The organism is Calothrix rhizosoleniae SC01, from assembly GCF_900185595.1.
Lineage (GTDB): Bacteria > Cyanobacteriota > Cyanobacteriia > Cyanobacteriales > Nostocaceae > Calothrix_A > Calothrix_A rhizosoleniae.
The window spans coordinates 1-25256 of sequence record NZ_FYBH01000159.1 but is presented as its reverse complement, the minus strand read 5'-3'; the positions used below and the strand labels follow the sequence as shown (position 1 = coordinate 25256).

Genomic DNA, 25256 nt, shown 5'->3' with positions numbered 1-25256 from the left:
ATTCAGCGCTGCTTCAGCATTCCGTAATGTACCTTCAGCTGTTTTGTCCATAGCTTGAGCACGTTGAGCAGCAAAATAAGCATTGATAATAACAGCGATTCCTCCAAAAAATGTGGCGACAGTTTTTAAGGCTTCTGTTTCATTCTCTATAAGTTTATCTGGTGGAGATTTAGACCAAACAAAATAAGCTATCCCAGCAGATACAACAATAAATAATTTGATATAAGTAAGTCGGCACAATAAAACCAAACTATGTGGAGAAAAGTAAATAAGGCTAAAACCCTTTTTCCCCCTGCTCCCTGCCCCCTGCCCCCTGTCTTATCCAAACGATAATTTTTTACGCCTACCTACTTATACATATAAAAACGCTTTTGACATAATCTCATTTGAGGTAAGATTTGTATTTCTTGATTTCAACGGGAGTTATAGCACTAACAAAGCACGTTATGACATTTTTGAAGCACCAAACCTATGAACAGTAAACTTATTTACTTATTATTTATTACTTGCGCGTAGCGCTATACCCCTCGTATTGCTCACAAGCAGAAAATATACATAAATCACTACCATATGCTTCAATAATTAATTCCCATAAATTATCATCGCCCTCTATGTGAACTTTTGTTATATGATGATAAGAAATTTTGATCAGAAAATTTTAGAACCATAGATGACAGCACATACAATATTTGTTTGTACCACTTGTGCCAGTAAATGGGAAAACGGTAAGCGTATTGGTGAAAGTGGCGGCGAAAAATTACTCAAACGCTTGCAGTCAGCTTATCCCAATTGGCAATTAAATAGAGAATTTGTCATTCAGCCAGTGGAATGCATGAGTGCTTGTAGTCGTTCTTGTGCTGTTTCCTTTGCTTCTCCTGATAAAACTACATATCTTTTTGGTGATATTTCACCAGATTTAACTCCTACAGAAGTTAATGGAGTATTCGATTGTGCTGATAAATACTACGCACATCCACAAGGCTCCTTACCTTGGTCAGAACGTCCTGAACCCCTGAAAAAAGGTATCATCGCCAGAATTCCAGCAGTCTCAACTTCTCTAGAAAAAAATAAGATTGAACAGGAAATGTGCAATTAATAGTTTAGAATTGTCAAGGAATATTTAGAAATTTTATCCCGAAGAAGTGATTACCAAGCTGGAAAATATCACAGATATGGTCACAGATGGAGGTTATTCAAGAGGGGAGCATCCCACTTTTGCAAAACCTAATCATCTTCTGTCATTACGAAGAGGAACGACGAAGTAATCGCAATGGTTGGGATTGCTTCGTTCCTCGCAATGACACTTGAGTTTTTATGATTCAATAAAATCATAAAAACTGGGATGCACCTATTCAAGAGATTGGATTAGTCAATGATTCTGCAAAAGCTGGCGAGGTGATGGAATTGGTTTTCTGAGATATTTATCATCAGAAAAAATACTTAATTACAGCGTCGCCAAAAAGTGAACCATGTGTTAAACATGATTAGTTCAAGGAACTGAATAATTAAGTTTTTCGTCTCCTTGACTAGAATATATCAATGATGTTAATCTCTGTACCTTTAAAGGAGAACTGAGTGAACAATTTACTATCCAAATTAAGAGGTAAACCTCTAGCATTTATTTCTCTTGGTTCATTGTTAATGACAGGGAAGATAGCTATAGCGAAAGAAGCAGTTCAGGCTGTACAACCATTAGAACGTCCAGATGCTACCACTACACCAGTTTCTGCGGACAGTCAAAGAGCTTGTGTAAAACACGAAAAACTCGGTAAATTTTTCTGTGCTAATGCCAAACAGTTATCCCATTTAAAAAAAGGTAATTCCCAAATTGATTCTACCGATTTAAATAATGAAAAGGATTTGCTAGCTGTGACTGATGCAGAGAGTGATGCTGCTGTAGCAATGTTTGGTTGTGATTGTGTGGCATCGATTAACTGTCTACGTAAATTGCGGAACAAATTGCCATAAAATTAATTAAAATGAGTGATTTTTGCATAATTAAATATAGTCGGGTGTAAGTATTTTAAAGGGTATAAGGCGTAAAGGTAGAATCAAAAATATCACTTTATTTGTTGATATATTTGATTCTGCCCTACGCCTTAATTTCAAAAATACAGACCATATCCAATTATTTTTTTGTGGATTACCAAATATCATTATCTGAAAAATAAATGAATCGTCGCTATTTTATTAATTTATTTAGTCTAAGTCTTTTTGTTAGTTGCTCGCCAATACTTTTTGCCGCCACCTATGCAGCTAAACCAAAACCCAAAAATAACACATCTAAATCTAATAATTGGGTTAATGTGGGGACTGTAGAAGAGTTAGATAAAACTGGTCAAATACTTAAAGAAAAAACACCTTTAGGCCCAGTTTTTATTATTGGTAAATCTAATAGTGCAAATTTGATTGCTGTTAATCCAACTTGCACCCATCTTGGTTGTAATGTGGATTGGGAAGCAGAGGAAAATATCTTTTTATGTCCTTGTCATGCTTCTGAATTTACCACGGATGGTAAAGTTCAAAATGGCCCAGCGACGGAACCACTCCCAACTTATGAAGCCAAGATCGAAGGTACAGCAGTGGTGGTGAGACGTGCTTAAATAGGAGGCAGGGGAGCAGGAGAAGATGTGCCTCATTTACCTGCAATCTGCTGTATTTATCTTATGTGCTCAGTTTAACAAGTAGTAGGGTGGGCAGTGCCCACCTTACCTTTCTCGAAGGTGCAAGATTGAGGTAAGGCGATCGCAAATTAATCAGATCAAACTTGAGCAGTTTCCCTGACAACTTTCTCTGTTGATTCTGAGAGTGAGTTAGCTCTGACAGCGCGAAACATGCCAAATCTACAAAGTCCTGTGCCAAATGCTAGCCTCATCAGTAACAATGTCGGTACTTCCCGCAGAGATTTGATTAAGCCAGATAGACCAAAACGAACTAATCCTGATGGTTTAGCTACTCCTTGCCAAATAGAATCTAACCACGAAGGAAGTGTTTGTTTTGACCAGTCTGCGGTGATTACCTCTCCCTCAACTAATCCAGTGGCTGACAAAAGCTCAGAAAAGCCTTCAATACTAGCAAAAGCCGGATGTGACCACTGATCTAATAGTTGCTGCATCACAGGTTTTTCCCAAAAATTGAGGGGAATTTGCCGATCATCCCGTTGATTCCAATCAGCCACAACTAATAATCCACCTGGCTTGAGGACTCGGAGTAATTCTTGGGCAAAAACGGCTTTATCTGGCATATGGGGGCCAGCTTCAATCGACCAAACCACATCAAAGCTAGCATCGGGGAAAGAAAGTGCCATCGCATCATCTACCAGAAACTTGGCATTAACTCCTTCAGGGGTTAACTCCTGAGCCCGTTGCACTTGTTGAGGACTGATGGTAACACCTGTAACTGCAAAGCCGTAATCCTGGGCTAAGATGCGACTGCTACCTCCAATTCCGCAGCCAACATCTAAGACTGTTGTGTTGGGGGGTAATTTATCTAAGCCACCCCAAACCACCATTTCATGGACAAAATCAGATTTAGCAGTCAGGAAATCCTTTCGCTGTACTGGGGAACCATAATGACCTAAGTGGATATGTTCACCCCAGTAAAATTCGAGAATACCGTCTTCTGTCCATTGGTCATAGGAGTTGGCTACGGAGTCTGATGATTGATACCGGCGAGCAGTAATCAAATATAATGCAAGTAACAGGGTTAGTAATGTTAGGAAAAGTCCTAAGGCAGAGAGAAACCAACTCATGGAGATAAAGTCTTAATATTTTTTAATAATTTTATCCCATTACGAGTTTTCCATTTTTGGCTGATGTGTGATTACTTTAGCGAATGATAAAGATTCTTTACCAGTAATCAATCTGGAACCACGTTTGCGAGTCATGTAGCTCCAAGCCCACTGAATCATGACTAATAGTTTGCTGTCAAACTCAATTAGGAAGTAGATGTGAATTAACAGCCAGAATACCCATGCAAAGAAGCCTTTTAACTTGACAGGACCTAAATCTACAACGGCTGCATTTTGTCCGATCATCGCCAGGTTGCCATAATCGTTATATTTAAATGGTTCTACGGTTTTACCTCGCATACGTTTTTGAATTACTTTCGCAACGTATTCACCTTCTTGGGTAGCCACAGGTGCAACACCTGGGAGGGTTTTACCATCATTATGGGAGAAGTTAGCTAAGTCTCCGACGACGAAAATATTTTTGTATTCCTTAATACTTAAGTCTGGTTCTACTATAACTCGTCCAGCGCGATCGCATTCTGCACCGGTGCGTTTTGCCAGAATTCTGCCCATGGGTGAAGCTTGAATCCCTGCTGCCCATAATATGGTCTTTGAGGTAATTTCTTGGACTTCATCCCCTTGTTTGAAGGTAACTATATCGTGGTCAATATTTGTCACCCTAGTTTTTGTGTGTACACTCACACCAAACTCTTCTAGAGATTTGGCTGCTGCTTGTGATAACTCTGGCGCGAGGAATGGGAGGATACGCTCGCCCCCTTGCAATAGTAAAATTGTCGTTTCTGAGGTGTCGATATTGCGGAAATCTTCTTCCAGGGTTTTATATGCCAGTTCTGCGATCGCACCTGATAATTCTACGCCGGTTGGGCCACCACCCACAACCACAAAAGTCAATAAAGCACGGCGTTTTGCAGGATCAGTTTCTCTTTCTGCTGCTTCAAATGCACTAAATATCCGGCGACGAATTTCGATGGCATCTTCCACAGTTTTCAAACCAGGAGCCGATTTTTGCCAGTCATCATTACCAAAATATGAATGCTTCGCACCTGTAGCCACAACTAATGTATCATAGGGTACGAATTTATCTGCCATCATCACTTGTTGTGCGTCTGGATCGATATCATTTACTTCTCCCAGCAACACTTTTGTATTCTTGCTTTTGCTGAGTACAGAGCGCAATGGTGAGGAAATATCACCTGGTGACAAAGTACCTGTCGCAACTTGATATAAAAGTGGCTGAAATAAATGAAAGTTACGTTTATCAATTAGAGTAACGTTGACATTTGCTTTTCTCAGGGACTTTGCCGTATACAGTCCACCAAAGCCACCACCAATGACTACAACCTCATGTGGTTTCTGATTATTAAGTGAATTTGGCATAAGTAATATTTCCTTTTTCCCATGAAACTGTAACTCTTCTTCATACCTATGTAACAAAATATTTAGATTTGTTGCCGTTAGCTTTGAACAATCAAAAAAATCACAAAACTAATCAAAGTTACAGATCAATGTCAAACTGTTTGGGGAAGAAGTTGAGCAATTAGATGGTGTAGTTTATTACTCAGGATTGGCTTGCTTAATTGAAAGTAAAGATTTCGTATACGATAGAAACGTGGATATTGCGCCAATCGCTAAACTCCGTAATCAACTCTTACCTAAACTCCGAGAGAATGCTCCCGTCACAATCTTTGATTTGACGGCGATATGTCTCGTTTTTAGCAATATTCGTAGTATAATTACGTCAGTGAGCTTGGGATAAAGATGCTGGTATTTGAGGCAAAACTAGAAGGAACAAAACAGCAGTACCAATCCCTGGACAATGCTATTAGAACTGCCCGTTTTGTCCGTAATGCTTGCCTCAGATACTGGATGGACAACCGCGATATTGGCAGATACCAGTTGAGTGCTTATTGTGCCGTTCTTGCTGCCGACGAAAACGTTCCTTGGGTCGCTAAATTGAACTCTATGGCTAGGCAAGCTTCTGCTGAAAGAGCATGGAGTGCAATTGCTAGGTTCTTTGAGAATTGCAAGAAAAACAAGCCAGGAAAGAAAGGTTATCCCAGTTTTAAAAAAGAACAAACTCATAGTTCTGTTGAATACAAAACTAGCGGTTGGAAACTTTCAATAGACAGAAGACATATCACTTTTAGCGATGGCTTTGAATCGGGAACCTTTAAACTCTGGGGGACTCGGAACCTGCATTTCTACCAATTAAAGCAGTTTAAGCGAGTACGAGTTGTGCGTCGTGCTGATGGGTACTATGCACAGTTTTGTATTAACCAAGAACGGGTTGAGAAGCGAGAACCAACTGGTAAAACTATCGGTTTAGATGTGGGACTGAATCACTTCTACACCGATAGTCAAGGCAACACCATTGAAAACCCGCGACATCTCCGTAAAAGTGAGAAGTCATTGAAACGGTTGCAACGCCGTTTTTCTCAGACTAACAAGGGTTCTAAAAATCGAGTCAAGTTTAGGAATAAATTGGCTCGTAAACACCTAAAAGTAAGTAGGCAGCGTAAAGACTTTGCTGTGAAGACAGCAAGGTGCGTAGTCCAGTCTCACGACTTGGTAGCCTATGAGGATTTGCAGGTGGGAAATATGATCAGGAATAGACACCTTTCTAAGTCAATTAGTGATGCAGCATGGACACAGTTTAGGCAGTGGGTTGAATATTTTGGCAAAGTTTTTGGGGTGGTAACGGTTGCTGTTCCTCCTCAGGGAACTAGCCAAAACTGTTCTAACTGTGGGGAGGTGGTGAAAAAATCTCTCAGCACTAGAACTCATGTTTGTCCTGATTGTGGTTATACTCAAGACCGTGACCATAACGCTGCTCGAAACATACTTGAGATTGGACTCCGTACCGTGGGGCACACGGGAACGCAAGCCGCCTCTGGAGACATCGACCTCTGTTTGTGTGGGGCAACTCCTGCAAATAAGCCGAGTCGTAGAAAGAGGAAGCCCAAAGAGTGATCTTTGGAATCTCTCGCTACACCTCCGGTTAGCGGGGGAGGATGTCAAATTGTTTGTGAAGGTAATCTTGACGCACAATTATTGAAACGTGTTCTCCCAGAAGAACTACTGAACAATGTTGAAGTTGTCCCTGCGGGTGGAGTCTCTGCTCTTAAATCCCTGGCTCGTTCTTTAATTGTTCGCCGACAATCACCTGTTGCGGTTGTCATGGATGCGGATGTAATAGCCCCAGAGAAAGTTGAAGAACGTCTCAAAGATATCGAAGAAGTAGTTGTCAGCGTTGCTGCTAATACGCCAGTTAAAGTAATTTTAGCTGTCCCTACGATCGAAATTATTTTTTTCCAAGATGACTCCTTGCTTCCTCAGCTACTGGAATACGCACCTGACCAAGATATACTGAAGTTGGCTGTTTACCAACCAAAACAAGCTTTGACTCAATTGATTTCTCAATCGACACAATATGAGAGCCAGTCTCAACTGATTGAGCAACTCACGAATGAAGATATTGAAATTCTCCATAAAACTCCAGTTATCCAAGAGATAATTCAGTTTCTTCAGTCCTTGGAAGAAACCGCCAACGCCTTATGAATGCATCTCTTCCGCAACGCCTTTGAGTCGCTTTAACTGAGCTTGCATATCTGCTTTTGTGAGTTTTTGAGCAAAAGTTTTAAAACCCCAACTAACTAGAGGGTTAGGAATTTGAAATTCAAACCGATTCAATAGCAGAGTCCCATTTTCTAAGGGCTGACATTCCCAGCGATCGCGTCCTGTAAAAAAACCATCGAACTCCCACACTACCAAACCAGCCTTTCTTTCCACAACAGTACTATATAAGGTTGGTTGAAAAATTGGTATTTTAATCAAAAATCTAGTTTTACTTCCCACATCCGTACTCCAATCCCCCACAGGTTCACAAGATAGAGCCGGATTTAGCCAGCGATGCATTAAAATTTGGTCAGTAATACAGTGTTCTACAACTTGTGGTGTTGCTTGAATTTCTATGGATTGTGCAAATATTTGCTGGCTAGACATTTGATTTTCATTTAATTTGTCAAAATTTCAATTCCAAATCTGGAAAACATCTTATAAGATGAATTATAGATAGGACAACAAACCCGTTGCAAAGAGAATACATTGTTAATTTATATCTTAAAATAACTAAGTAACCCTATTGTAAATTTGCTTATGTATTTCTCGTCAGCAAGACAATATTTTTACCAAGAAATTCAGCAATCTGACGAGTATATCGACCTAGCTAAAGCAGCTTTATATATCGCCCAAGAAGAATACCCTCAGTTAGATCCACAAGAATATCTTAATGCTTTGGATACTATGGCAGAGGAATTGAGAGAAGGTTTACCACCTGAGCATTATCCATTAAAAATTATTCAGACAATCAATCAATATCTGTACAATGACCTGGGTTTTCAAGGTAACAAAAATAAATACTATGACCCATGTAATAGTTTTTTGAATGATGTGATTGACAGGCGGCAAGGAATCCCGATTTCCCTAGCTCTAGTTTACATGGAAATTGGTAAGCGGATAGATTTTCCCATGCAGGGCATTGGTATGCCAGGTCATTTTCTCATTCGCCCTCAAGTTCCAGATATGGAAATTTTTGTAGATGCTTTTGAACAGGGCGAAGTAATGTTTTACGAAGATTGTCAAGACAAGTTAACTAAAATTTACCAACAACCTGTAACTCTACGACCGGAATTTTTAGCGCCAGTAACTAAAAAAGAATTTTTAATGAGGATGCTTACTAACCTCAAATATATTTATCTGAATCAGCCACAGTTAGAAAAGGCCTTGGCGACTGTAGAAAAGATTTTATTGTTATTTCCAGATATTGTGTTAGAAATCCGCGATCGCGGTTTACTATCATATCAAACATGTCGTTTTTCTCAAGCCATTAGGGACTTAGAAACTTATCTCGTTAAATCCCCCCAAGCCAGAGATGCTGATATGATTCGCCATTTACTTACCCAAATGGGCCGTTGAAGAAGGCAGGAGGCAGTCCCGATGTCAAAACATTTTCACCACCAAGCATTAAAGAGGGTTATTTCCCCTACACCCCATACCCCACAACCAAGAGTGAAAATACCTTTTTCCGATTCCCGATTCCCGATTCCCGACTCTCGATTCCCGACTCCCGACTCCCGACTCCTGATTCCCCACTCCCTATTTTCAAGTCAGAAGGGCAGATAATACTATAGGAAAATTATGTATACAAAAACATGGGTTTACTTAGTTATATAACTGTATAATCTGCAACTATAACAGCAAGCTCTATCATACTTTTTTGTCTTATTTATTACCAAAAAACCCACAATAATCAATAAAACTAAATAGAAAAGTAAAAAATATTCTTGTAAATAAATTACATGAGGTATTTCCTGGTAAATTATTCCTGGTAAATTCAAAGACAAAACACCAATGAAGTTATCGGGGTGTGAGTTGTTAGTTACAATCTGCTCCGACCAACATCTGAAGTGTTTTGTTTCATAAACACTTAATTTAGAATACCGGAAAACCATGATTACAACTTGGCAAAATATAACCCAAGTGATGGGAACTGGTTTGTCAGTAGGGGTGGATAAATTCTTAGCCCAATCACCCACCTTGTCACTCAATCAAGCTCCAAGCGATGCTGCACAAGGGGTCTTACAACAAATCAATCAACTTCCTAACGCCATTTGGGCAATTGTTATCCTTTTTGTTGGTTGGTTAGTCGCCTTATTGGTGTCTTGGTTCATCAAAAGTATGCTCAATAAGACCAGTATTGACAATCGCATTGCGGCTGGATTACTGGGACGTGGTGCGGAGGAAGAACTGCCAAAGGTAGAGAAACTTATCGGTGGCTTAGTTTTTTGGGTCATCATGCTATTTGTTGTGGTGGCAGTTCTACAAAGACTAGGACTGGAGATTGCTTCTCAACCCCTCAATAACTTGTTAACCCAACTGGTGGGCTTTTTGCCTCGGTTATTGGCTGCGGGGGTTCTTTTGGGGGTTGCATGGTTAATAGCAACCCTAGTCAGGACTTTGGCTGTACGCACCTTAAATGCCTTCAGAGTCGATCAATTGGTTAACTCGCCAGAAGACACGACTCCCAGTTTGAACCAGATGTCTTTGAGTGAAACCATTGGTAATGCTCTATATTGGTTCGTCTTTCTACTATTCTTGATGCCAGTTCTAGATGCCCTAGAACTAAAGCAAGCACTACAACCAATTCAAACTCTAATTACAGAGATACTTGCCATGCTACCTAATATTTTAGGTGCAGCAATTATTTTTGCAGTTGGTTGGTTTACAGCTAATGTGGTACGACGCATTGTTACTAACTTACTAGCTGCTACTGGCATTAATGATCTCGGTAGTCGTTTTGGATTGAGGGCAACTGCTGGTGGACAATCTTTATCATCAGTTATTGGCACCTTGGTATATGTGCTGATTTTGATTCCTGTTGCTATTTCAGCTCTGAATGCCTTACAAATAGCTGCAATTTCTGTACCAGCAATTTCTATGTTGCAAAAGGTACTGGATACCTTACCTGCAATCTTCACTGCTGGTGTAATCCTCACTATTGCCTATTTCTTGGGACGGTTTATCTCGGAATTTGTCACTAGTATTTTGACTAGTCTGGGATTCAACAACGTTTTTACGGCTTTGGGACTACCACTGCCAAAACCCGAGGAAACTGTATCTCCAGAAGGAGAAACTGTATCTACTCCTACCACCCGTACCCCATCAGAAATTGTTGGGATTATCGTTTTAGTGGGTGTGATGCTTTTTGCTACGGTGGCAGCCTTGGATATTTTACAAATACCGGCGCTGACAGCCTTAGTACAAGGCATTTTGGTGGTATTTGCCCAGATATTAGCAGGTTTGGTGGTATTTGCCATTGGTCTGTTCTTGGCAAATTTAGCTTTCAATATTATTACTAGTTCTGGTAACTCCCAAGCATTGATTTTGGGTCAGGTGGCAAGAATCGCGATTATTGTCCTAGTATCAGCTATGGCATTACAAAGGATTGGTATTGCACCCAATATCGTCAACTTGGCCTTTGGTTTATTGTTAGGAGCGATCGCAGTTGCCATTGCTCTTGCTTTTGGTCTTGGTGGTCGAGATATTGCCTCAGAACAAGTTAGAGAATGGTTAAACTCTTTTAAAAGTAGAGGATAAAAGCTGAAATTGTGGGCATTGGTTCACCCATGTTTAACTTTTTGTTGCAATTCATCTTTGATGCGGTTAAGAATTGATTTTTCATCAATACTTGCCAAAATCTTATTAATCACCGCTTTTGGACCATCGGGCCCCCAAGTTGCTCCATTAGCTAAATAAGCTTTGGTAACTTGTCCGATGCCATAGGAAGAAGTTCCAGCTACTGCGGCTTGGGTTAAGGCGACTGACATATAGGGAGCTAAAGACGCACCTCCAGTAGCTGGTGCTGAAATACCCAGTAAGGTTTTTAAAGAACTTAAACCTAAGTTTGCCAGTAATTCACTGGCACTAATCCCGCCCATCCCGAGGGCGATTTTTTGTAACAATTTGACGGCTCCGGCTTCTGTCATCTGGATACCGTAAAGTTTTGATAAACCCAGAATTAGTACTACATCAATTACTGCTCCACTGAGAATATCTACTACTGTCACCGGATTGAGAGCGATCGCTACTGCTTTGGCGATGACAGCTTTCCAAATTAGCTGATTGGCTGCCAAATCCCGAATTGCTAGTTTGCGCTGTACTAGTTGTTCGTTGAGGTTATCGGCATAGAGCATGGTATTCAGGGCGACTAGATCTTTTCCTTCCCGTTGGAGAATTTCTAAGATTTTCAGTTTCAGCTCTTCTATTTGGGAATTACCCGGACGTAACTGCACCTTACTGCTACCATCAGCTCGACGTACTAAGGTTCTGACCATCGGTGAAGCCGCCGCCATGACAATTTCATCTGGTGATAGCAACTCTTTTACCCGGCGATCGCGGATGGTATGATAAATGGCCATACGGTCAGTTTCTGGATATCTATCCACCATATTAAATACCAACAATATGGGTTTACCCACCCCCCGCAATTGGGAAAGAGCCTCATGTTCCAGTTTGGTCATATCTCCAGCAATCACAAACAAAATTAAATCCGCTTGTTTTGCCACTTCTTCAGCTAAAGCAGCCCTGGTATCTCCATCCACCTCATCTAAACCAGGAGTGTCAATTAACTCTACCTGGGTTCTATCTTTGCCGGATAGGGTCACTCGCAGAGCCTCTTGATTTGATACACTAATGTGCCAATTTACCCTCTGCTCTGTACGGGTAACACCATGTAAAGCACCAGTCTCAAACACAGGTTGTCCCACCAAAGCATTGAGTAAAGAAGACTTTCCTCGACCTACCATACCAAAGGCAGCAATTTGTAAAACTACGTTATCTAGTTTACCTAGTATGGTTTCCAAATCAGCAATTTCACTTTCTAATCCCCCTTGCTCTTGGGGTGTTAGATCCAGATTCTTGACTAAATTATGTAGTGCGGTTTGTGCCCTTTGATAGTTGAGTTCCGTTTCAATTTCTGCAAAAGTAAATATGGCACTATCTAATTCCTCCCAATTTTGGGATTGATGAGAATTTTTAATATATGAATTACTGTGATCAGGGTTGGGCATTCGATTTTAGATTTTAGATTTTAGATTTTAGATTTTAATTTGGTGGTTAATATTTCGGTATTGCATAATTGCAGGATGATTTTGTCAGAGAGGATACACCATAATCATCATGTCACCGCGTCACCACGTCCCCGCGTCCCCGTGTCTCCGTTTCCCCCCCTTGTATTCTATCTATAAGGCTAAGTGAAACCAGAAAAATGATCTGTGAGATTTCAGTACTGTCACCCAATCTGGTATTTTGAAAGTAAAGACATTTTGTAGATCTTCTATGGCTAAGTTTCTCTGGAAGTTATCACTCTCAACTCAAAATAGGGGTGAAGTTTATCTGGGATATAGCCTTTTGAGGAGTTAAAAAACAGACGAACACATTTACATTAAGATATTGACTAAATCACCTGTGCGGAAAATCGTTATTGCCGGTAACTGGAAAATGTTCAAAACCCAGGTCGAATCCAAGGAATTTCTCCAAGGATTTCTACCTACCTTGGAAGATACTCCCTCTAATAGAGAAGTTGTATTATGCGTTCCCTTTACAGACTTAAGTATTTTATCCAATAGTCTGCATGGCAGTCGTATTCAGTTAGGAGCGCAAAATATTCACTGGGAAAAAAGCGGAGCCTACACAGGTGAAATTTCCGGAGCGATGTTGCAGGAAATTGGCATACGCTATGTAATTGTCGGTCATAGCGAAAGACGACAGTATTTTGGAGAAACTGATGAAACCGTAAATCTGCGCCTCAAAGCAGCTCAGAATTATGGTTTAACACCGATTTTGTGTGTAGGTGAAACTAAACAACAAAGAGATGCAGGTGAAACTGAATCTCTCATTACCACTCAAGTCAAAACAGCTTTAGTTGGTGTAGACCAAAATAACTTAGTCATAGCTTACGAACCAATTTGGGCAATTGGTACTGGTGATACCTGTGAAGCTAAAGAAGCTAACCGAGTTATTGGTTTAATTCGCTCTTTGTTGACCAATTCTAACGTATCAATTCAATATGGTGGTTCAGTGAAGCCGGATAATGTTGATGAAATTATGGCTCAACCAGAAATAGATGGTGCTTTGGTGGGAGGAGCTAGTTTAGAACCTGCTAGTTTTGCTCGCATTGTCAATTATAAAGTAAATTAAAAAACCACAGATTATACCATTTTGGATGTTGTATTTACTGAATAGCGAAAGTCCAAAATGGTAGTATCCAAATTGATTATGTTAAATATTTAACAAGTCTGGCAAGTTTTCAATCTGTGGTTATCAAGCTCACCAGCACAGTTTCTCATATCATGTCCGGTTAAATACTTATCATTAGGGCTGCAAGGGAGCAGGGGGCAGGGAGCAGGGGGAGAAACTATTTGGGTGATTTTTGCATGGATGGCAATATCATAAGTAATCAGGCGGACATGATATCACTGGTAACTGATAACTGAAATGAGCAATAGCAATAACTTAATGATCCGCGATCACTGTTTCTCCTGGGGACGGCGAACTTATTTAATGGGTGTTTTAAATATTACTCCTGATAGTTTCAGTGATGGTGGTGATTATAACTCAGTGGCTACAGCCTTAAACCAGGCCCAGGAATTAGAGGCAGCAGGGGCAGATATAATTGATATAGGGGGTCAATCTACAAGACCAGGAGCAGAACAAATTTCCCTGAACATGGAATTAGACCGTGTATTACCAGTGATAGAGGCTATCCGGGCAGAAAGCTCAATTCCTATTTCCGTCGATACTACCAGAGCAGAAGTAGCCAAAGCTGCGATCGCCATCGGCACAGATCTGATTAATGATATTTCTGGAGGGACTTTTGACCCAGAAATGTTACCCACTGTTGCCAAGCTGAATGTGCCTATTGTGATTATGCATATCCGTGGTAATCCGCAGACAATGGGGCAACTGACTAATTATCAGAACTTAATTGGGGAGATTAGGGATTTTTTAGCAGCACAAATCGCCGCAGCCATTGCTGCGGGTATTCCTAAGGAAAAAGTAATTATAGATCCAGGGATTGGCTTTGCTAAGAATTACAATCAAAACATAGAGATTTTTCGTCATTTACCGGAGTTACGACGACTTGATTGTCCTATACTAGTTGGACCATCCCGTAAAAGTTTCATTGGTCAGATTTTAAATCAACCCCAAGCAAAAGCTAGGGTTTGGGGAACCGCAGCAGCTTGTTGTGCAGCCATCTTTAATGGAGCTGATATACTCCGGGTTCATGATGTCCAAGCCATGCATGATGTTAGTTTGGTTGCTGATGCCATTTTTCGGGACTCTGTTTCAGGGAACACTAGAAAATAAAAAGAGCTACTTCTGTTTATTGGAAGTCCCGAAGTTTTGGTAATTTAGTTTTCTGCACCTATACCATTGCTATTCTCTTTAGTCCCAGCGACTTCTTCTGCAACTACCTGATCATAGATATCTTTTGACTTACTTGGATCCATGAAAATAATTTTAGCATTTTCACTAGAACTGAGTTTTTGGCTGGCTTCAACATAATCTTGAGCCACAAGATAGCGCAAAATTTCTCTGCTTTCAGGGTTAGAACGAATAGCGTCAGCAATAATCTTTACAGAACGCATAGTTCCTTCCGCTTTCTTGATTGCTGCTTGTCTTTCTCCTTCCGCCCTCTCAATTGCAGCCTGAGTTTCAATTTCTACTGTTCTCTGCACTTCCATTGATTTTTGTACACTCTCAGGGGGATTAATACTTTGAATATCTACCCTCAAAACCTGGACTCCCCAATCATTGGTTATCTCATTCAACTTATCTAGTATGGCTTGATCCATCTCCATTCTAGAAACATTAGTTTGCTCCAAGGTATTTTGGGCAATAACTTCCCGGAGAGTAGTAGTAGCAAGATTATTTAACCCCTCTTGCAAATTGTCGATTTCATAAAAACTCTTCTGCATATCAATAATGCGCCAGTAAACAACAGCATCTACTTCTAAATAGATATTGTCTTTTGTGATCACATTTTGAGGCTGAATATCCAGAAGTTGTTCTCTGGTAGTATCCTCCATGACGACTTGATCGACAAAGGGGACAATAAAATTTAATCCCGGTGGAAGCTTACGGTGTTTTCTCCCTAAGCGTTCAACGAGAGCTTCATTGCCTTCATTAATAATTTTTGCTGAGCCTAAGCCATAACCTATGAGCACTAAAATGATGGCAATAATTGATCCTTCCATATATACTCCTAAATTTTAACTATTAGGGGAATTTACTTTAGGGATTCAGTACAATCTGAGTCCTTATACTTCAGTCTAATCTTTTTAACGTGTAATCTTCTTATCACAAGCGGAGCTAACAAGCAAGATATTTGCATAGCGATCGCAGGATGGCAAAATAATTGAGTAGGGTACATGATCAACTGAGTACACCTAGAAACAAGGATTTGCTAGCTTCCTCTCTCAAGAAAACCTCACCGTTTTACCGCCTTAATAACAAGTATTATTAATAATTAATTATTATGTCAGAATTCACCATAGAAACAGCAAATCAGAATATTAAGCTCGGATGGACATTGGAGCAACGAGATCCTGAATTTATTCAATCCCTAATGCCTATTTTGGAGTGGCTATATTACAACTATTTTCATGTGCAAACCAGTGGATGGCATCATATTCCCGAAAATCAACAATTTTTGATCGTTGGTTCCCATAATGGAGGATTAGCTGCTCCTGATATGTTCATGATGATGTATGACTGGTTTCGCAGATTGGGGACGGAAAAGCCTGTATATGGATTGATGCATGGGATTGTCTGGCAAGCTCCTGCCATTGCTAAAATATTAGCCAAGACAGGAGCCGTGTTTGCCCATCCGAAAATGGCTTACGCAGCCTTAAGCTCCGGTTCTAGTGTGCTGGTATATCCTGGAGGAGCGCAAGATGTGTTTAGACCCCACCATCTACGTAATCAAATTTATTTTGCTGGACGTAAAGGATTTATTAAACTAGCACTGAGGAAAAAACTCCCCATTGTTCCCATGATTTCCTGTGGGGCTCATGACACATTGTATATCATGACTGATGCCTACCAACTAGCCAGTCAATTACATGAATGGGGAATGCCTTGGTTATTTGGTCTAGATCCCACAGTATTCCCAATTTATCTAGGACTACCTTGGGGATTAGCCTTGGGGCCTTTACCTAACATACCCTTACCAGTGCCTATGCATACTCGGGTATGTCCAGCAATTGTGTTTGAACGCTACGGTAGAGAAGCAGCGTGCGATCGCAATTATGTAGATCAATGTTACGAGTTAGTGCGATCGCAAATGCAACAAGAACTGGATGCCTTGACAAGGGTGGCTAAAACACGCATTCATCTACCTTTTGGAAGATAATCCCCTTGTCTTACTAGTAAGTCGAGCATGATCTAAGGTGTTAGGCAAATTTTCGAGCACTGATGTTTTAGTTTTCCCTTAAATGTGAATTCCACACTCAGTTTTTTCACTACCCCGCCAACGTCCAGCTCGCTCATCTTCACCTTCAGCAATTTTGGAGGTAATGGGTTCATCGCCAATACTGGGATAACCTTGGTCATGTAGAGGATTGTAAATTACCCCATATTCTTTCACAAATTCCCAGGTTTCTTTACGTGTCCAGGCAGCAATTGGATTAATTTTCATCCGCCCTTGGTTATCTAGCTCAAAGATGGGCATATTCGCGCGGGTAACAGCTTGATCGCGACGACGACCAGTAATCCATGCTACGGTATTTAACTCTTGTAGACCTCGTAGTAGTGGCTCAATTTTTGTAATGTCGTGGAATTGAGCAATATCTTTATCCCACAAAGCTTCACCATATTTAGCCGCAAATTCTTCACGAGTATTCACGTCGGGAGTTTTGTATAGTTGCAAATTCAGGTTGTAAACCTTTACTACTTTGTCAACCAATTCTAGAGTTTGAGGGAAATGATATAACGTGTCTAAAAATATAACTGGGGTTTGCTTTTTGAGTTCGCGGTAGAGAATATCGGTAATTACTATGTCGTCTACGTTAAAGGCACTAGTTTGTACTAACCCTGTAGATATATTTTCTACAGACCATGCCAAAATATCCCTGGGATGCGCGGTCTCAAATTGTTGATTTAATTGCTCTAGGTCGAAATTGATGCTGCTTGACGTGGTCGAAGAAGTCATAGATTTTATTTCTCAATCCAACATTTATATACCTCTATTGAGAGTAATTTTACCGCAGAAAGACACATAATCCGGTCGGGAATCCGGTATTTATACCATTTTGGATTTTAGATTTTGGATTTTGGATTTTTGACCTGCTCCCTGCTCCCTGCTCCCCTGCTTCTTCCTGACTTCCTCGTGGTCGGAGGATTTGGGATTGTGGAAGAGCTACTGAATAAACTTTTTACGCTTCCATACCAAAGGAGTTGACCCCAGAGGCACAAGTATTAATTGCTCTGGCTGTGGAGCGAGGGTTGAAAAAACTTTCGCGGTTCGTGTTCATAGTTGTTCTTGTGGGTTAATCATTGACCGAGACTGGAACAGTGCGCTTAATCTTTTAAAGCTTGGGTTGGTTGGACTACCGATTCCTGGCTGTGGAGGCTTAGACGTTGGTCAGCCTGTGAAGCAGCAAGTCTCATTTGTGAATTTGAGATGCTCCCGCTAGATCCTAACGGGTTCGCGGTGAGAGTTGACACCTCTTCGATGCTTTTTTGTTGGTGTTTGCTAACCAATTCAGTATTACTAACCATGTTTATGAAGAAAGTTAAATTTACTTTAAGTTTTACTGTCTTTTTGTCAAGGAATATACTGAATATTGATATTCTTATTGACAGGTTAATAGTTAACAAATGAGGGGTTCTATAACTATGAATGATTCAAACACTCCCAACCCATTAAAAGAATCTCTGTTAATGGGAGTTTTGGTGATGCTGACCAGTGTGAGCGTGATCACAATAATGAATATATTTTAAGCTAAGAATAAAAAATTAATATATTTTTGTAACGAAACCCCAATCAGAAATGAAAGGGGTTTTTGCTAATATATATCTTCCCGATTCCCGACTCCCGATTCCCGATTCCCGACTCCCGACTCCCGATTCCCGATTCCCGATTCCCGATTCCCGATTCCCGATTCCCGACTCCCGACTCCCGATTTTCAAGTGAATGCTGGGGTACAATCAACAGGGTATGTTTTTAGTTGTGGGAGGAATGGAAAGTAGTTAAATGCAGATAATTTTATATAGCAAACCAGGATGTCACCTATGTGAAGGTTTGCAGGAAAAATTGGAAACAATTATCCAAATGGGTAATATCCCCTCTCTCCAACTAGAAATTCGCGATATTATGACCCGTGATGATTGGTTCGGTGCTTATGAATATGAAGTACCTGTACTGTTTTGGTCTAGGGATAATAATGAAGATAACTTGCAACCCATACCTCGTCCTTCTCCCCGGATTACAGTGCAAAAATTGGAACAAATTTTACAGAAATACCTCTAAAGATTTGAAGAAAAAATAAACTTAGTGCAGAATAGGCGCAAGCAAAGCGCGTGATGAGGTTGACAAAGATGAAACTGCGTGAGTTACTAGCTACTTTAGAGGGGATTGATCAATTACCAACACATCCAGCTTTAGATGCTGAAGTTAAAGGCTTAAAGACCAACTCCCATGCTTGCGGTGTGGGAGATGTTTTTATGGGGATGCCAGGAACACGGGTTGATGGTGGGGATTTTTGGCGTAGTGCGATTGCATCTGGTGCTATTGCAGCGATTATTTCCCCCCAGGCAGCAGCAAAACATTCTCCTACTACTGAAAATTGCGTGATTGTGGCGACGGATATGACTAAAGTTTGCGCTCAAATAGCGACTGCTTTTTACGATTATCCAGGCCGCAAGTTGCAATTGATTGGGGTAACGGGAACTAATGGTAAAACTACCACCACCCATTTGATTGAACATTTTTTCCACCAAGCTCAACAGCCCACAGCTTTAATGGGTACTTTGTATACTCGTTGGCCAGGTTTTGAGCAAACCGCAGTACATACCACACCCTTTGCGGTGGAATTGCAAGCACAGCTAGCCGCAGCAGTGGATGCTGGTAATCAGTATGGGGTGATGGAAATTAGCTCCCATGCTTTGGCGCAGGGAAGGGTATTAGGTTGTCAGTTTGCGGTCAGTGTATTTAGTAACCTCACCCAAGATCATTTGGATTTCCATGAAGATATGGAAGATTATTTTGGAGCAAAAGCTTTGCTATTTTCCCCGGATTATTTGCAGGGTCAGGCAATTATTAATGCTGATGATGAATATGGTCAACGGTTAATTAGGAGTTTGGATCCTCAGAAGGTTTGGAGTTATAGCGTCAATAATCCTAACGCAGATTTATGGATGAGTGACTTACATTATCAACCAAATGGAGTTAATGGGCAACTGCATACACCAAAAGGAGATGCGGCTTTCTGTTCACCCTTAATTGGTCAGTATAACCTAGAGAATTTATTGGCAGCAGTGGGAGCAGTTTTACATTTAGGTTTAGATTTACAGATCATAACAGGAGCGATCGCCAATTTTCCTGGAGTACCGGGAAGAATGGAAAGGGTACAAATTAATCCAGAGCAAGATATTAGCGTAATTGTGGATTATGCCCATACACCAGATAGCTTAGAAAACTTGCTGAAGGCCTCCCGCCCTTTTATTCCTGGTAAAATGATTTGTGTATTTGGCTGCGGTGGCGATCGCGATCGTACCAAGCGTCCAAAAATGGGGAAAATTGCCGCCGATTTAGCTGATGTGGCAGTAGTTACCTCCGATAATCCCCGTACAGAAGACCCAGAAAAAATTTTACAGGATATTATGGCAGGTATACCAGCAACTGTAAATCCTATTGTAATTGGCGATCGCGCCCAGGCAATTCAAACAGCTATCATTCAAGCACAACCAGGTGATGGTATTCTCATAGCTGGTAAAGGTCATGAAGACTATCAAATCTTAGGTACAGAAAAAATCCATTTCGATGATCGAGAACAAGCACGGACAGCCCTAGAAAACCGATTCAGTAATGCCAAAATTTCTGGTTAGGTGAGAAGGGAAGAGTGGAAGAGGGAAGGAATGAAGGAGTGAAGGAGTGAAGGAGTGAAAGAGGGAAGGAGTGAAAGAGAAAAAATCTTAATTCCCAACCATCACTCCCACACTCCCCATACCTCCCACGTGGACAGTAAATTTATTACTTAAGCGTAGCGCTATAAATTTAGGATAATTTGGGTAGTAGCGATCGCATTAGCCGCACTCTCTGCCAAATATATATTTTCTGGTGCTAACTGTTGAAAGAAGGTTTTACTGCTTTTATCATTGGTGAACAAAATTACAGGCTTGCGATTCTTCACAGCCAAAGCAACTTCTGAGGCTGTACCCGCACCCATGCCACAGGCTATGATCACATGACTGGAAAGCACGTTAATATTATTACGAGCATTGCCCATGTCAGTAAAAATGGCAATATCAACCGCCTCTGATACCCATTGTGGATGATTGTCAGGCAGAATACCAATAGTTAAACCATCCGCAGATTTTGCACCCTGAGTAGCAGCATCCATTACTCCCACATTTCTACCACCAGTCAGTAAAATCCACCCTTGTTGAGCAATGAGTTTGCCTAATTCAAAACTATTGTCTAAATCAGCTTTTGTAGCCTTTTCTCCTGGTCCCATGACCCCAATAATGATTTTCATCTGTTGAGAGATTTATAACAATGGACATATTGATACTGTCAACCATCAACCATCAACCACCAACTAACAACTAACAACTAACAACCATCAACTATCTTGGTATCTGAAATTTCTTTACCATTGTTCTGCCCAATAAACAATCTCAGAGTTAAATTTATCAATCGCTACTCCATAACTATCACCATGTTGCCATTTAAAATCAGGAGTACCGCGATCGCGTGCATTTAGTACTAAGATTTGATAAGTAGGAGGAAATGTCTGTTCTTCTAATTGATTGGTATAGAAAAAGGTTGTGGGTACGCCTTGAGGTTGATTGGCATGGTCATTAGTGTTACCACCAAGATATTTATATTTAGCTAATTTTTGATAATCTACAAGTAATTTTTTAATCTTACTTGATGGGAGTTTATATCTTACTTGAAAAGTACTACTTCCCTTGATTAAACCAGGGGAATAAATCATGCTTGTCTCTTTGGCATCAGTGGGTATAGTCTGAGGAAAATGCTTGATAGTTTTTTGATTAGACCAAGTTTGAGAGCGAATTTCTCTGTATCTTTTGGTGTTCGTTATTTCTTGATTCTCACTACTTTTACTGAATGCCTCTCGAATAAAAAAAACACCTGCGATTAGACCCACACTACCAAGAAACAATAAAAAGATTGTAGAAATTTGAACAAGAAGCTTATCTGCAAGACTTCTTGTATTTATATACTGTTTCATGCAAATTGAGTGTATTGAATTTTCTGATTCACACACACAATTAATATATTAAATAAGTGCTATTGCGTAACTAGCTATGGATAGATTTACAATTAGTATATAAATACAATATAATCCTTTTATCTATGCACTTAATCAAAACATGAAACACAGTTTATTCTCATCAAGTTGATAACTGTTCATGAATAATGATTAAAAGCAACCAGCAATTATTCCAGCAAGTAAGGTAAAACCAATGCCGACATTTTGCCGGAACATTTTTCCGTAAATAGGATTAGGTAATTCCGGCTGAATTAATTTACTAACCTGCCATATCCATCCCATTGCAGCAATTGCCAAACTAATCCAAAAAACAAAGTTAAGACTTGTGACTATTCCCAATGCAGCAAGTAGCCCTGTAGTTCCCACAAAGAACATACCAATGGCAATGGCAGCATAGTTACCAAAAAATAAGGCACTAGAGTTAACACCAATGCGTTTATCGTCCTCGCGATCGCTCATAGCATAAATGGTATCAAATCCCAATGTCCAGAGTACGGTAGCCCCCCACAACAGCCAAGTCGGTAAAGATAGGTTCTTAGTAACAGCACTCCAACTAATTAGCACTGCAAAACCCCAAGCAATAGAAAGCACTAATTGGGGTATGGGAAACACCCGTTTAGCACCGGGATAAAGCAAAATCACTGGTACAGCTGCTACACATAGCCAGAAGGTAAATGGGTTAAGATAAAAGGCAAGCACAGCAGCACAAGCCATTGCTACCACCGCTACCACAATCCCTACCTTCACAGATAGGGCGCGGGAAGCCAGGGGGCGATTGCGAGTCCTTTCGACTTCTGGATCAATATCTCGATCCCATAAATCATTGATCACGCATCCTGTAGCGCTGGTAGCAAGAGAACCAAGGATAATTGTTCCAACCAATGGTAAAGGTGGTTTGCCTGAAGCTGCTAAAAACACAGCCCACAGAGCAGGAATCATTAAAATCAGTCTTCCTTCTGGTTTATCCCACCTTAAAAGCCGAATAATCGTCCACCAAAGGCTTTCTGTGCTGTTATCTGGAGTGGTCAACATAACTCGTAAATATTATTTTTATAAATTTTAATTCACACATCTTCACATCTATAGAATATCGTTATTTGATATTTATAAAATAGCAATCTCGGATTTGCCACTTTAAGATACATCTAAGATGCAAATTTATTGGTGACTAATTCAGGGATTTTTATTGAGTAATCGGCTGATAATTTTTGGCTCACGGTGGTATTACGCTTTTTAGTGTTGCCAGTTCTAGCATCCCATAGAGAGATAATTTTAGATGGTTTCTACAAGCACTGAGAATTTTCTCAATTCCAACATTGAGCAACAACGAATTATTGCTGCAATTGACATGGGGACAAACTCCCTACACATGGTAATTGTCAGGATTGAACCGAGCTTACCAGCATTTAGTATTATTGCTAGAGAGAAAGAAACTGTCAGATTGGGCGATCGAGAAATTGCTACTGGTAATCTGAAACAAGAGATTATAGAAAGAGCGATCGCTGCTTTACATCGGTTTCAAGAAATTGCCCAATCTCTCCATGCTGAAACTATCGTGGCGGTGGCTACTAGTGCAGTCAGAGAAGCTCCCAATGGTAAGGATTTCCTCCAGCGAGTCAAAGCGGAAGTTGGTTTAAATGTAGATTTAATTTCTGGTCCGGAGGAAGCGCGACGCATATATCTGGGTGTACTTTCCGGCATGGAATTTAACAACCAACCCCATATGATTGTGGATATTGGTGGTGGTTCCACAGAAATTATTTTGGGTGATAGTCATCAAGAAAGGGTACTCACCAGTACCAAGGTGGGTGCAGTTCGCCTTACCAGTGAGCTAATTCATTCTGACCCCATTAGCAATACCGAGTTTCAATACCTACAAGCATATGTGAGGGGAATGTTGGAACGCTCGGTAGATGAAGTATTAGGAGACTTGAAATTGGGTGAATCCCCCCGATTAGTAGGTACTTCCGGAACTATTGAAACCCTAGCAACAATTAAGGCTCAGGACAAGTTAGGATATGAACCTTTCACCCTCAATGGTTATCAATTTACCATCAAAGACCTGCGGGAGTGGGTCAACCGTTTGCGGAAAATGACCTACACCGAACGTGCGTCAATTCCAGGAATGCCAGAGAAAAGGTCAGAAGTCATACTTGCAGGGGCGGTAATATTACAGGAAGCAATGACCTTGCTGGGAGCAGATATAATTACAGTTTGTGAGCGATCGCTCAGGGAAGGTGTAGTTGTAGACTGGATGTTAACTCATGGATTGATAGAAGATCGACTCAGATATCAAGGCTCTGTGCGTCAGCGTAGTGTGCTGAATGTAGCCAAGAAATTTAGTGCTAACTTAAAATATGGTGAGCATGTTGCACAGCTTGTCCTGAGTCTATTCGATCAAACCCAATATCTGCTGCACAGTTGGGGGGCAGAAGAAAGAGAATTACTTTGGGCGGCGGCAATATTGCATAATTGTGGTCATTACATCAGCCATGATGCCCACCACAAACATTCCTATTATTTAATTCGCAATGGTGAATTATTAGGATATACAGAAACAGAAATAGAAATTATTGCCAATTTAGCTCGTTATCACCGGAAATCAGCACCGAAGAAAAAACATGAAAATTATCAGAATTTGTTGAGTAGAAGAGATAAAATATTGGTGAATCAATTAAGTGCTATTTTAAGATTAGCAGTAGCATTAAACCGGCGACAAATTGGCGCAGTTTCAAAGGTAAAATGTGAATATCATCGGGATGTACAGGAATTGCTCTTGCGGGTTTTTCCTGCAAATATCAATGATGATTGTGCATTGGAATTATGGAGTTTAGGTTTCAGCAAGGATGTATTTGAGACAGAGTTTGGAGTACATTTAATCTCTCATTTAGAATCTTCATACACTAGTGTTTGGTGATAATTGATTTGCTAATTCTCCGGAATAAATCCAAAATCCGTCTTCAAAACTTTGCTCATACCAAGTTGCTTTCAAAGATAGTCCGCATGTCATTGCGACGTTCGCGGAGCGGAGGGAAGCAATCTCACCAACTCAAACTGCTACAACAGAATGCAACTTAAGTATGACCGAAAAGTAAAAGGATACAAGCCCCTAAATTTATTTATGGACAAATAATCAACAATTGTGCCGCGATGCATAAGCACAAGGTTCAATAATTCATTACTTCAAGCCCCTGACTTTAGACACACTTGTCATTACCAACATTTTTAATGTGACTGGGTAATAAAATCAGCAGCCCAACACATATCTTGTAATCTCAACCAGCCTCGCCATAAGGTCTGCCAACCAGGTAAAGCATCAGATTTTCGCCCAATAAAACCACCCAAACGAGCGGTAAGCGAAGCTATGCCGTAGGCTTATCGCAATCCAAAAGTCAGGGAGGCTTAAGCTATCTGAGAATAACCCC

The 25256-nt window shown here is 40.5% G+C and carries 22 protein-coding genes and 2 pseudogenes; 14 read left to right on the top strand and 10 right to left on the bottom strand.

Annotation, left to right across the window (positions count from 1 at the left end; all coding sequences use genetic code 11):
- Window positions 1-249, bottom strand: a pseudogene (locus CALSC_RS09655) (hypothetical protein); the annotation flags it as partial.
- A gap of 421 nt (window positions 250-670) precedes the next feature.
- Between CALSC_RS09655 and CALSC_RS09650 the strand changes: the two are divergent.
- The 3 genes from CALSC_RS09650 (at window position 671) to CALSC_RS09640 (ending at window position 2603) form a co-directional block, all read left to right on the top strand.
- A complete protein-coding gene (locus CALSC_RS09650; RefSeq protein WP_088241144.1) occupies window positions 671-1096 on the top strand; it encodes a DUF1636 family protein in 426 nt (141 codons plus the stop codon).
- A gap of 479 nt (window positions 1097-1575) precedes the next feature.
- Window positions 1576-1968: a hypothetical protein gene (locus CALSC_RS09645; protein ID WP_088241143.1), complete on the top strand. Its 393-nt coding sequence runs from the start codon at window positions 1576-1578 to the stop codon at window positions 1966-1968.
- 203 nt (window positions 1969-2171) lie between these two features.
- Window positions 2172-2603 carry a QcrA and Rieske domain-containing protein gene (locus CALSC_RS09640; RefSeq protein ID WP_088241142.1) on the top strand — a complete coding sequence of 144 codons (432 nt, stop codon included), beginning with the start codon at window positions 2172-2174 and terminating at the stop codon, window positions 2601-2603.
- Window positions 2604-2761: 158 nt separating this feature from the next.
- Here CALSC_RS09640 and CALSC_RS09635 read toward each other — a convergent pair whose 3' ends face one another.
- Complete coding sequence (locus tag CALSC_RS09635) at window positions 2762-3751, bottom strand: methyltransferase domain-containing protein (RefSeq protein ID WP_088241141.1); 990 nt, start codon at window positions 3749-3751, stop codon at window positions 2762-2764.
- Window positions 3752-3790: 39 nt separating this feature from the next.
- On the bottom strand, window positions 3791-5128 hold the full coding sequence (locus CALSC_RS09630) for an NAD(P)/FAD-dependent oxidoreductase (protein WP_088241140.1): 1338 nt from the start codon (window positions 5126-5128) through the stop codon (window positions 3791-3793).
- 381 nt (window positions 5129-5509) lie between these two features.
- On the opposite strand from CALSC_RS09630, the gene CALSC_RS09625 reads away from it, so the two are divergent.
- The gene (locus tag CALSC_RS09625) at window positions 5510-6721 is read left to right on the top strand and encodes an RNA-guided endonuclease InsQ/TnpB family protein (RefSeq protein ID WP_088241139.1); all 1212 of its coding nucleotides are present in this window, start codon (window positions 5510-5512) and stop codon (window positions 6719-6721) included.
- 3 nt (window positions 6722-6724) lie between these two features.
- The gene (locus tag CALSC_RS09620) at window positions 6725-7309 is read left to right on the top strand and encodes a hypothetical protein (protein ID WP_088241138.1); all 585 of its coding nucleotides are present in this window, start codon (window positions 6725-6727) and stop codon (window positions 7307-7309) included.
- Here CALSC_RS09620 and CALSC_RS09615 read toward each other — a convergent pair.
- Entirely contained in the window at window positions 7304-7753 is a 450-nt protein-coding gene (locus CALSC_RS09615) for an SRPBCC family protein (RefSeq protein WP_088241137.1), read from the bottom strand. The two genes, CALSC_RS09620 and CALSC_RS09615, sit on opposite strands and share 6 nt — an antisense overlap.
- Before the next feature lie 153 nt (window positions 7754-7906).
- Between CALSC_RS09615 and CALSC_RS09610 the strand changes: the two genes are divergently transcribed.
- Window positions 7907-8725: a SirB1 family protein gene (locus CALSC_RS09610; protein ID WP_088241136.1), complete on the top strand. Its 819-nt coding sequence runs from the start codon at window positions 7907-7909 to the stop codon at window positions 8723-8725.
- Between the two features lie 534 nt (window positions 8726-9259).
- Window positions 9260-10906: a mechanosensitive ion channel gene (locus tag CALSC_RS09605; RefSeq protein ID WP_088241135.1), complete on the top strand. Its 1647-nt coding sequence runs from the start codon at window positions 9260-9262 to the stop codon at window positions 10904-10906.
- Between the two features lie 23 nt (window positions 10907-10929).
- Here the strand turns inward: CALSC_RS09605 and CALSC_RS09600 are convergent, their stop codons facing one another.
- Entirely contained in the window at window positions 10930-12378 is a 1449-nt protein-coding gene (locus CALSC_RS09600) for a GTP-binding protein (RefSeq protein ID WP_088241134.1), read from the bottom strand.
- A 397-nt stretch (window positions 12379-12775) separates the two neighbouring features.
- Here CALSC_RS09600 and tpiA point away from each other — a divergent pair, with 397 nt between their 5' ends.
- Together tpiA and folP are read left to right on the top strand one after the other, a co-directional pair.
- Window positions 12776-13507, top strand: a complete 732-nt coding sequence (tpiA, locus tag CALSC_RS09595; protein WP_088241133.1) for a triose-phosphate isomerase — start codon at window positions 12776-12778, stop codon at window positions 13505-13507.
- Window positions 13508-13804: 297 nt separating this feature from the next.
- Window positions 13805-14677 (top strand): dihydropteroate synthase, encoded by an 873-nt coding sequence (folP, locus tag CALSC_RS09590; protein WP_088241132.1) that lies wholly within the window; start codon window positions 13805-13807, stop codon window positions 14675-14677.
- A gap of 44 nt (window positions 14678-14721) precedes the next feature.
- Here the strand turns inward: folP and CALSC_RS09585 are convergent, their stop codons facing one another.
- Entirely contained in the window at window positions 14722-15567 is an 846-nt protein-coding gene (locus CALSC_RS09585) for an SPFH domain-containing protein (RefSeq protein ID WP_088241131.1), read from the bottom strand.
- Window positions 15568-15848: 281 nt separating this feature from the next.
- On the opposite strand from CALSC_RS09585, the gene CALSC_RS09580 reads away from it, so the two are divergent.
- Complete coding sequence (locus CALSC_RS09580) at window positions 15849-16724, top strand: lysophospholipid acyltransferase family protein (protein WP_235006741.1); 876 nt, start codon at window positions 15849-15851, stop codon at window positions 16722-16724.
- Window positions 16725-16802: 78 nt separating this feature from the next.
- Here CALSC_RS09580 and cysH read toward each other — a convergent pair whose 3' ends face one another.
- On the bottom strand, window positions 16803-17522 hold the full coding sequence (cysH, locus tag CALSC_RS09575; protein WP_088241130.1) for a phosphoadenosine phosphosulfate reductase: 720 nt from the start codon (window positions 17520-17522) through the stop codon (window positions 16803-16805).
- A 214-nt stretch (window positions 17523-17736) separates the two neighbouring features.
- Here cysH and CALSC_RS28010 point away from each other — a divergent pair.
- The 3 genes and pseudogenes from CALSC_RS28010 to CALSC_RS09560 form a co-directional block, all read left to right on the top strand.
- Window positions 17737-17841: pseudogene (locus CALSC_RS28010) on the top strand (hypothetical protein); the annotation flags it as partial.
- Between the two features lie 725 nt (window positions 17842-18566).
- On the top strand, window positions 18567-18842 hold the full coding sequence (locus tag CALSC_RS09565) for a glutaredoxin family protein (protein WP_088241129.1): 276 nt from the start codon (window positions 18567-18569) through the stop codon (window positions 18840-18842).
- A gap of 68 nt (window positions 18843-18910) precedes the next feature.
- Complete coding sequence (locus CALSC_RS09560) at window positions 18911-20419, top strand: UDP-N-acetylmuramoyl-L-alanyl-D-glutamate--2,6-diaminopimelate ligase (RefSeq protein WP_088241128.1); 1509 nt, start codon at window positions 18911-18913, stop codon at window positions 20417-20419.
- Between the two features lie 161 nt (window positions 20420-20580).
- Here the strand turns inward: CALSC_RS09560 and CALSC_RS09555 are convergent, their stop codons facing one another.
- From CALSC_RS09555 to CALSC_RS09545, 3 genes are all read right to left on the bottom strand, one after another.
- Entirely contained in the window at window positions 20581-21069 is a 489-nt protein-coding gene (locus CALSC_RS09555) for a TIGR00725 family protein (RefSeq protein WP_159460593.1), read from the bottom strand.
- Window positions 21070-21183: 114 nt separating this feature from the next.
- A complete protein-coding gene (locus CALSC_RS09550; RefSeq protein ID WP_088241127.1) occupies window positions 21184-21789 on the bottom strand; it encodes a hypothetical protein in 606 nt (201 codons plus the stop codon).
- A 192-nt stretch (window positions 21790-21981) separates the two neighbouring features.
- On the bottom strand, window positions 21982-22863 hold the full coding sequence (locus CALSC_RS09545; protein WP_088241126.1) for a 4-hydroxybenzoate solanesyltransferase: 882 nt from the start codon (window positions 22861-22863) through the stop codon (window positions 21982-21984).
- Between the two features lie 244 nt (window positions 22864-23107).
- Here CALSC_RS09545 and CALSC_RS09540 point away from each other — a divergent pair, with 244 nt between their 5' ends.
- Complete coding sequence (locus tag CALSC_RS09540; RefSeq protein ID WP_088241125.1) at window positions 23108-24748, top strand: Ppx/GppA phosphatase family protein; 1641 nt, start codon at window positions 23108-23110, stop codon at window positions 24746-24748.
- The last annotated feature ends 508 nt before the right edge of the window (window positions 24749-25256 follow it).

Coding starts and splice junctions, on each gene's coding strand:
- CALSC_RS09650 (WP_088241144.1), top strand. CDS start 671: ATGACAGCACATACAATATTTGTTTGTACCACTTGTGCCAGTAAATGG.
- CALSC_RS09640 (WP_088241142.1), top strand. CDS start 2,172: ATGAATCGTCGCTATTTTATTAATTTATTTAGTCTAAGTCTTTTTGTT.
- CALSC_RS09635 (WP_088241141.1), bottom strand. CDS start 3,751: ATGAGTTGGTTTCTCTCTGCCTTAGGACTTTTCCTAACATTACTAACC.
- CALSC_RS09630 (WP_088241140.1), bottom strand. CDS start 5,128: ATGCCAAATTCACTTAATAATCAGAAACCACATGAGGTTGTAGTCATT.
- CALSC_RS09625 (WP_088241139.1), top strand. CDS start 5,510: ATGCTGGTATTTGAGGCAAAACTAGAAGGAACAAAACAGCAGTACCAA.
- CALSC_RS09615 (WP_088241137.1), bottom strand. CDS start 7,753: ATGTCTAGCCAGCAAATATTTGCACAATCCATAGAAATTCAAGCAACA.
- CALSC_RS09610 (WP_088241136.1), top strand. CDS start 7,907: ATGTATTTCTCGTCAGCAAGACAATATTTTTACCAAGAAATTCAGCAA.
- CALSC_RS09605 (WP_088241135.1), top strand. CDS start 9,260: ATGATTACAACTTGGCAAAATATAACCCAAGTGATGGGAACTGGTTTG.
- CALSC_RS09600 (WP_088241134.1), bottom strand. CDS start 12,378: ATGCCCAACCCTGATCACAGTAATTCATATATTAAAAATTCTCATCAA.
- folP (WP_088241132.1), top strand. CDS start 13,805: ATGAGCAATAGCAATAACTTAATGATCCGCGATCACTGTTTCTCCTGG.
- CALSC_RS09585 (WP_088241131.1), bottom strand. CDS start 15,567: ATGGAAGGATCAATTATTGCCATCATTTTAGTGCTCATAGGTTATGGC.
- CALSC_RS09580 (WP_235006741.1), top strand. CDS start 15,849: ATGTCAGAATTCACCATAGAAACAGCAAATCAGAATATTAAGCTCGGA.
- cysH (WP_088241130.1), bottom strand. CDS start 17,522: ATGACTTCTTCGACCACGTCAAGCAGCATCAATTTCGACCTAGAGCAA.
- CALSC_RS09565 (WP_088241129.1), top strand. CDS start 18,567: ATGCAGATAATTTTATATAGCAAACCAGGATGTCACCTATGTGAAGGT.
- CALSC_RS09560 (WP_088241128.1), top strand. CDS start 18,911: ATGAAACTGCGTGAGTTACTAGCTACTTTAGAGGGGATTGATCAATTA.
- CALSC_RS09555 (WP_159460593.1), bottom strand. CDS start 21,069: ATGAAAATCATTATTGGGGTCATGGGACCAGGAGAAAAGGCTACAAAA.
- CALSC_RS09550 (WP_088241127.1), bottom strand. CDS start 21,789: ATGAAACAGTATATAAATACAAGAAGTCTTGCAGATAAGCTTCTTGTT.
- CALSC_RS09545 (WP_088241126.1), bottom strand. CDS start 22,863: ATGTTGACCACTCCAGATAACAGCACAGAAAGCCTTTGGTGGACGATT.
- CALSC_RS09540 (WP_088241125.1), top strand. CDS start 23,108: ATGGTTTCTACAAGCACTGAGAATTTTCTCAATTCCAACATTGAGCAA.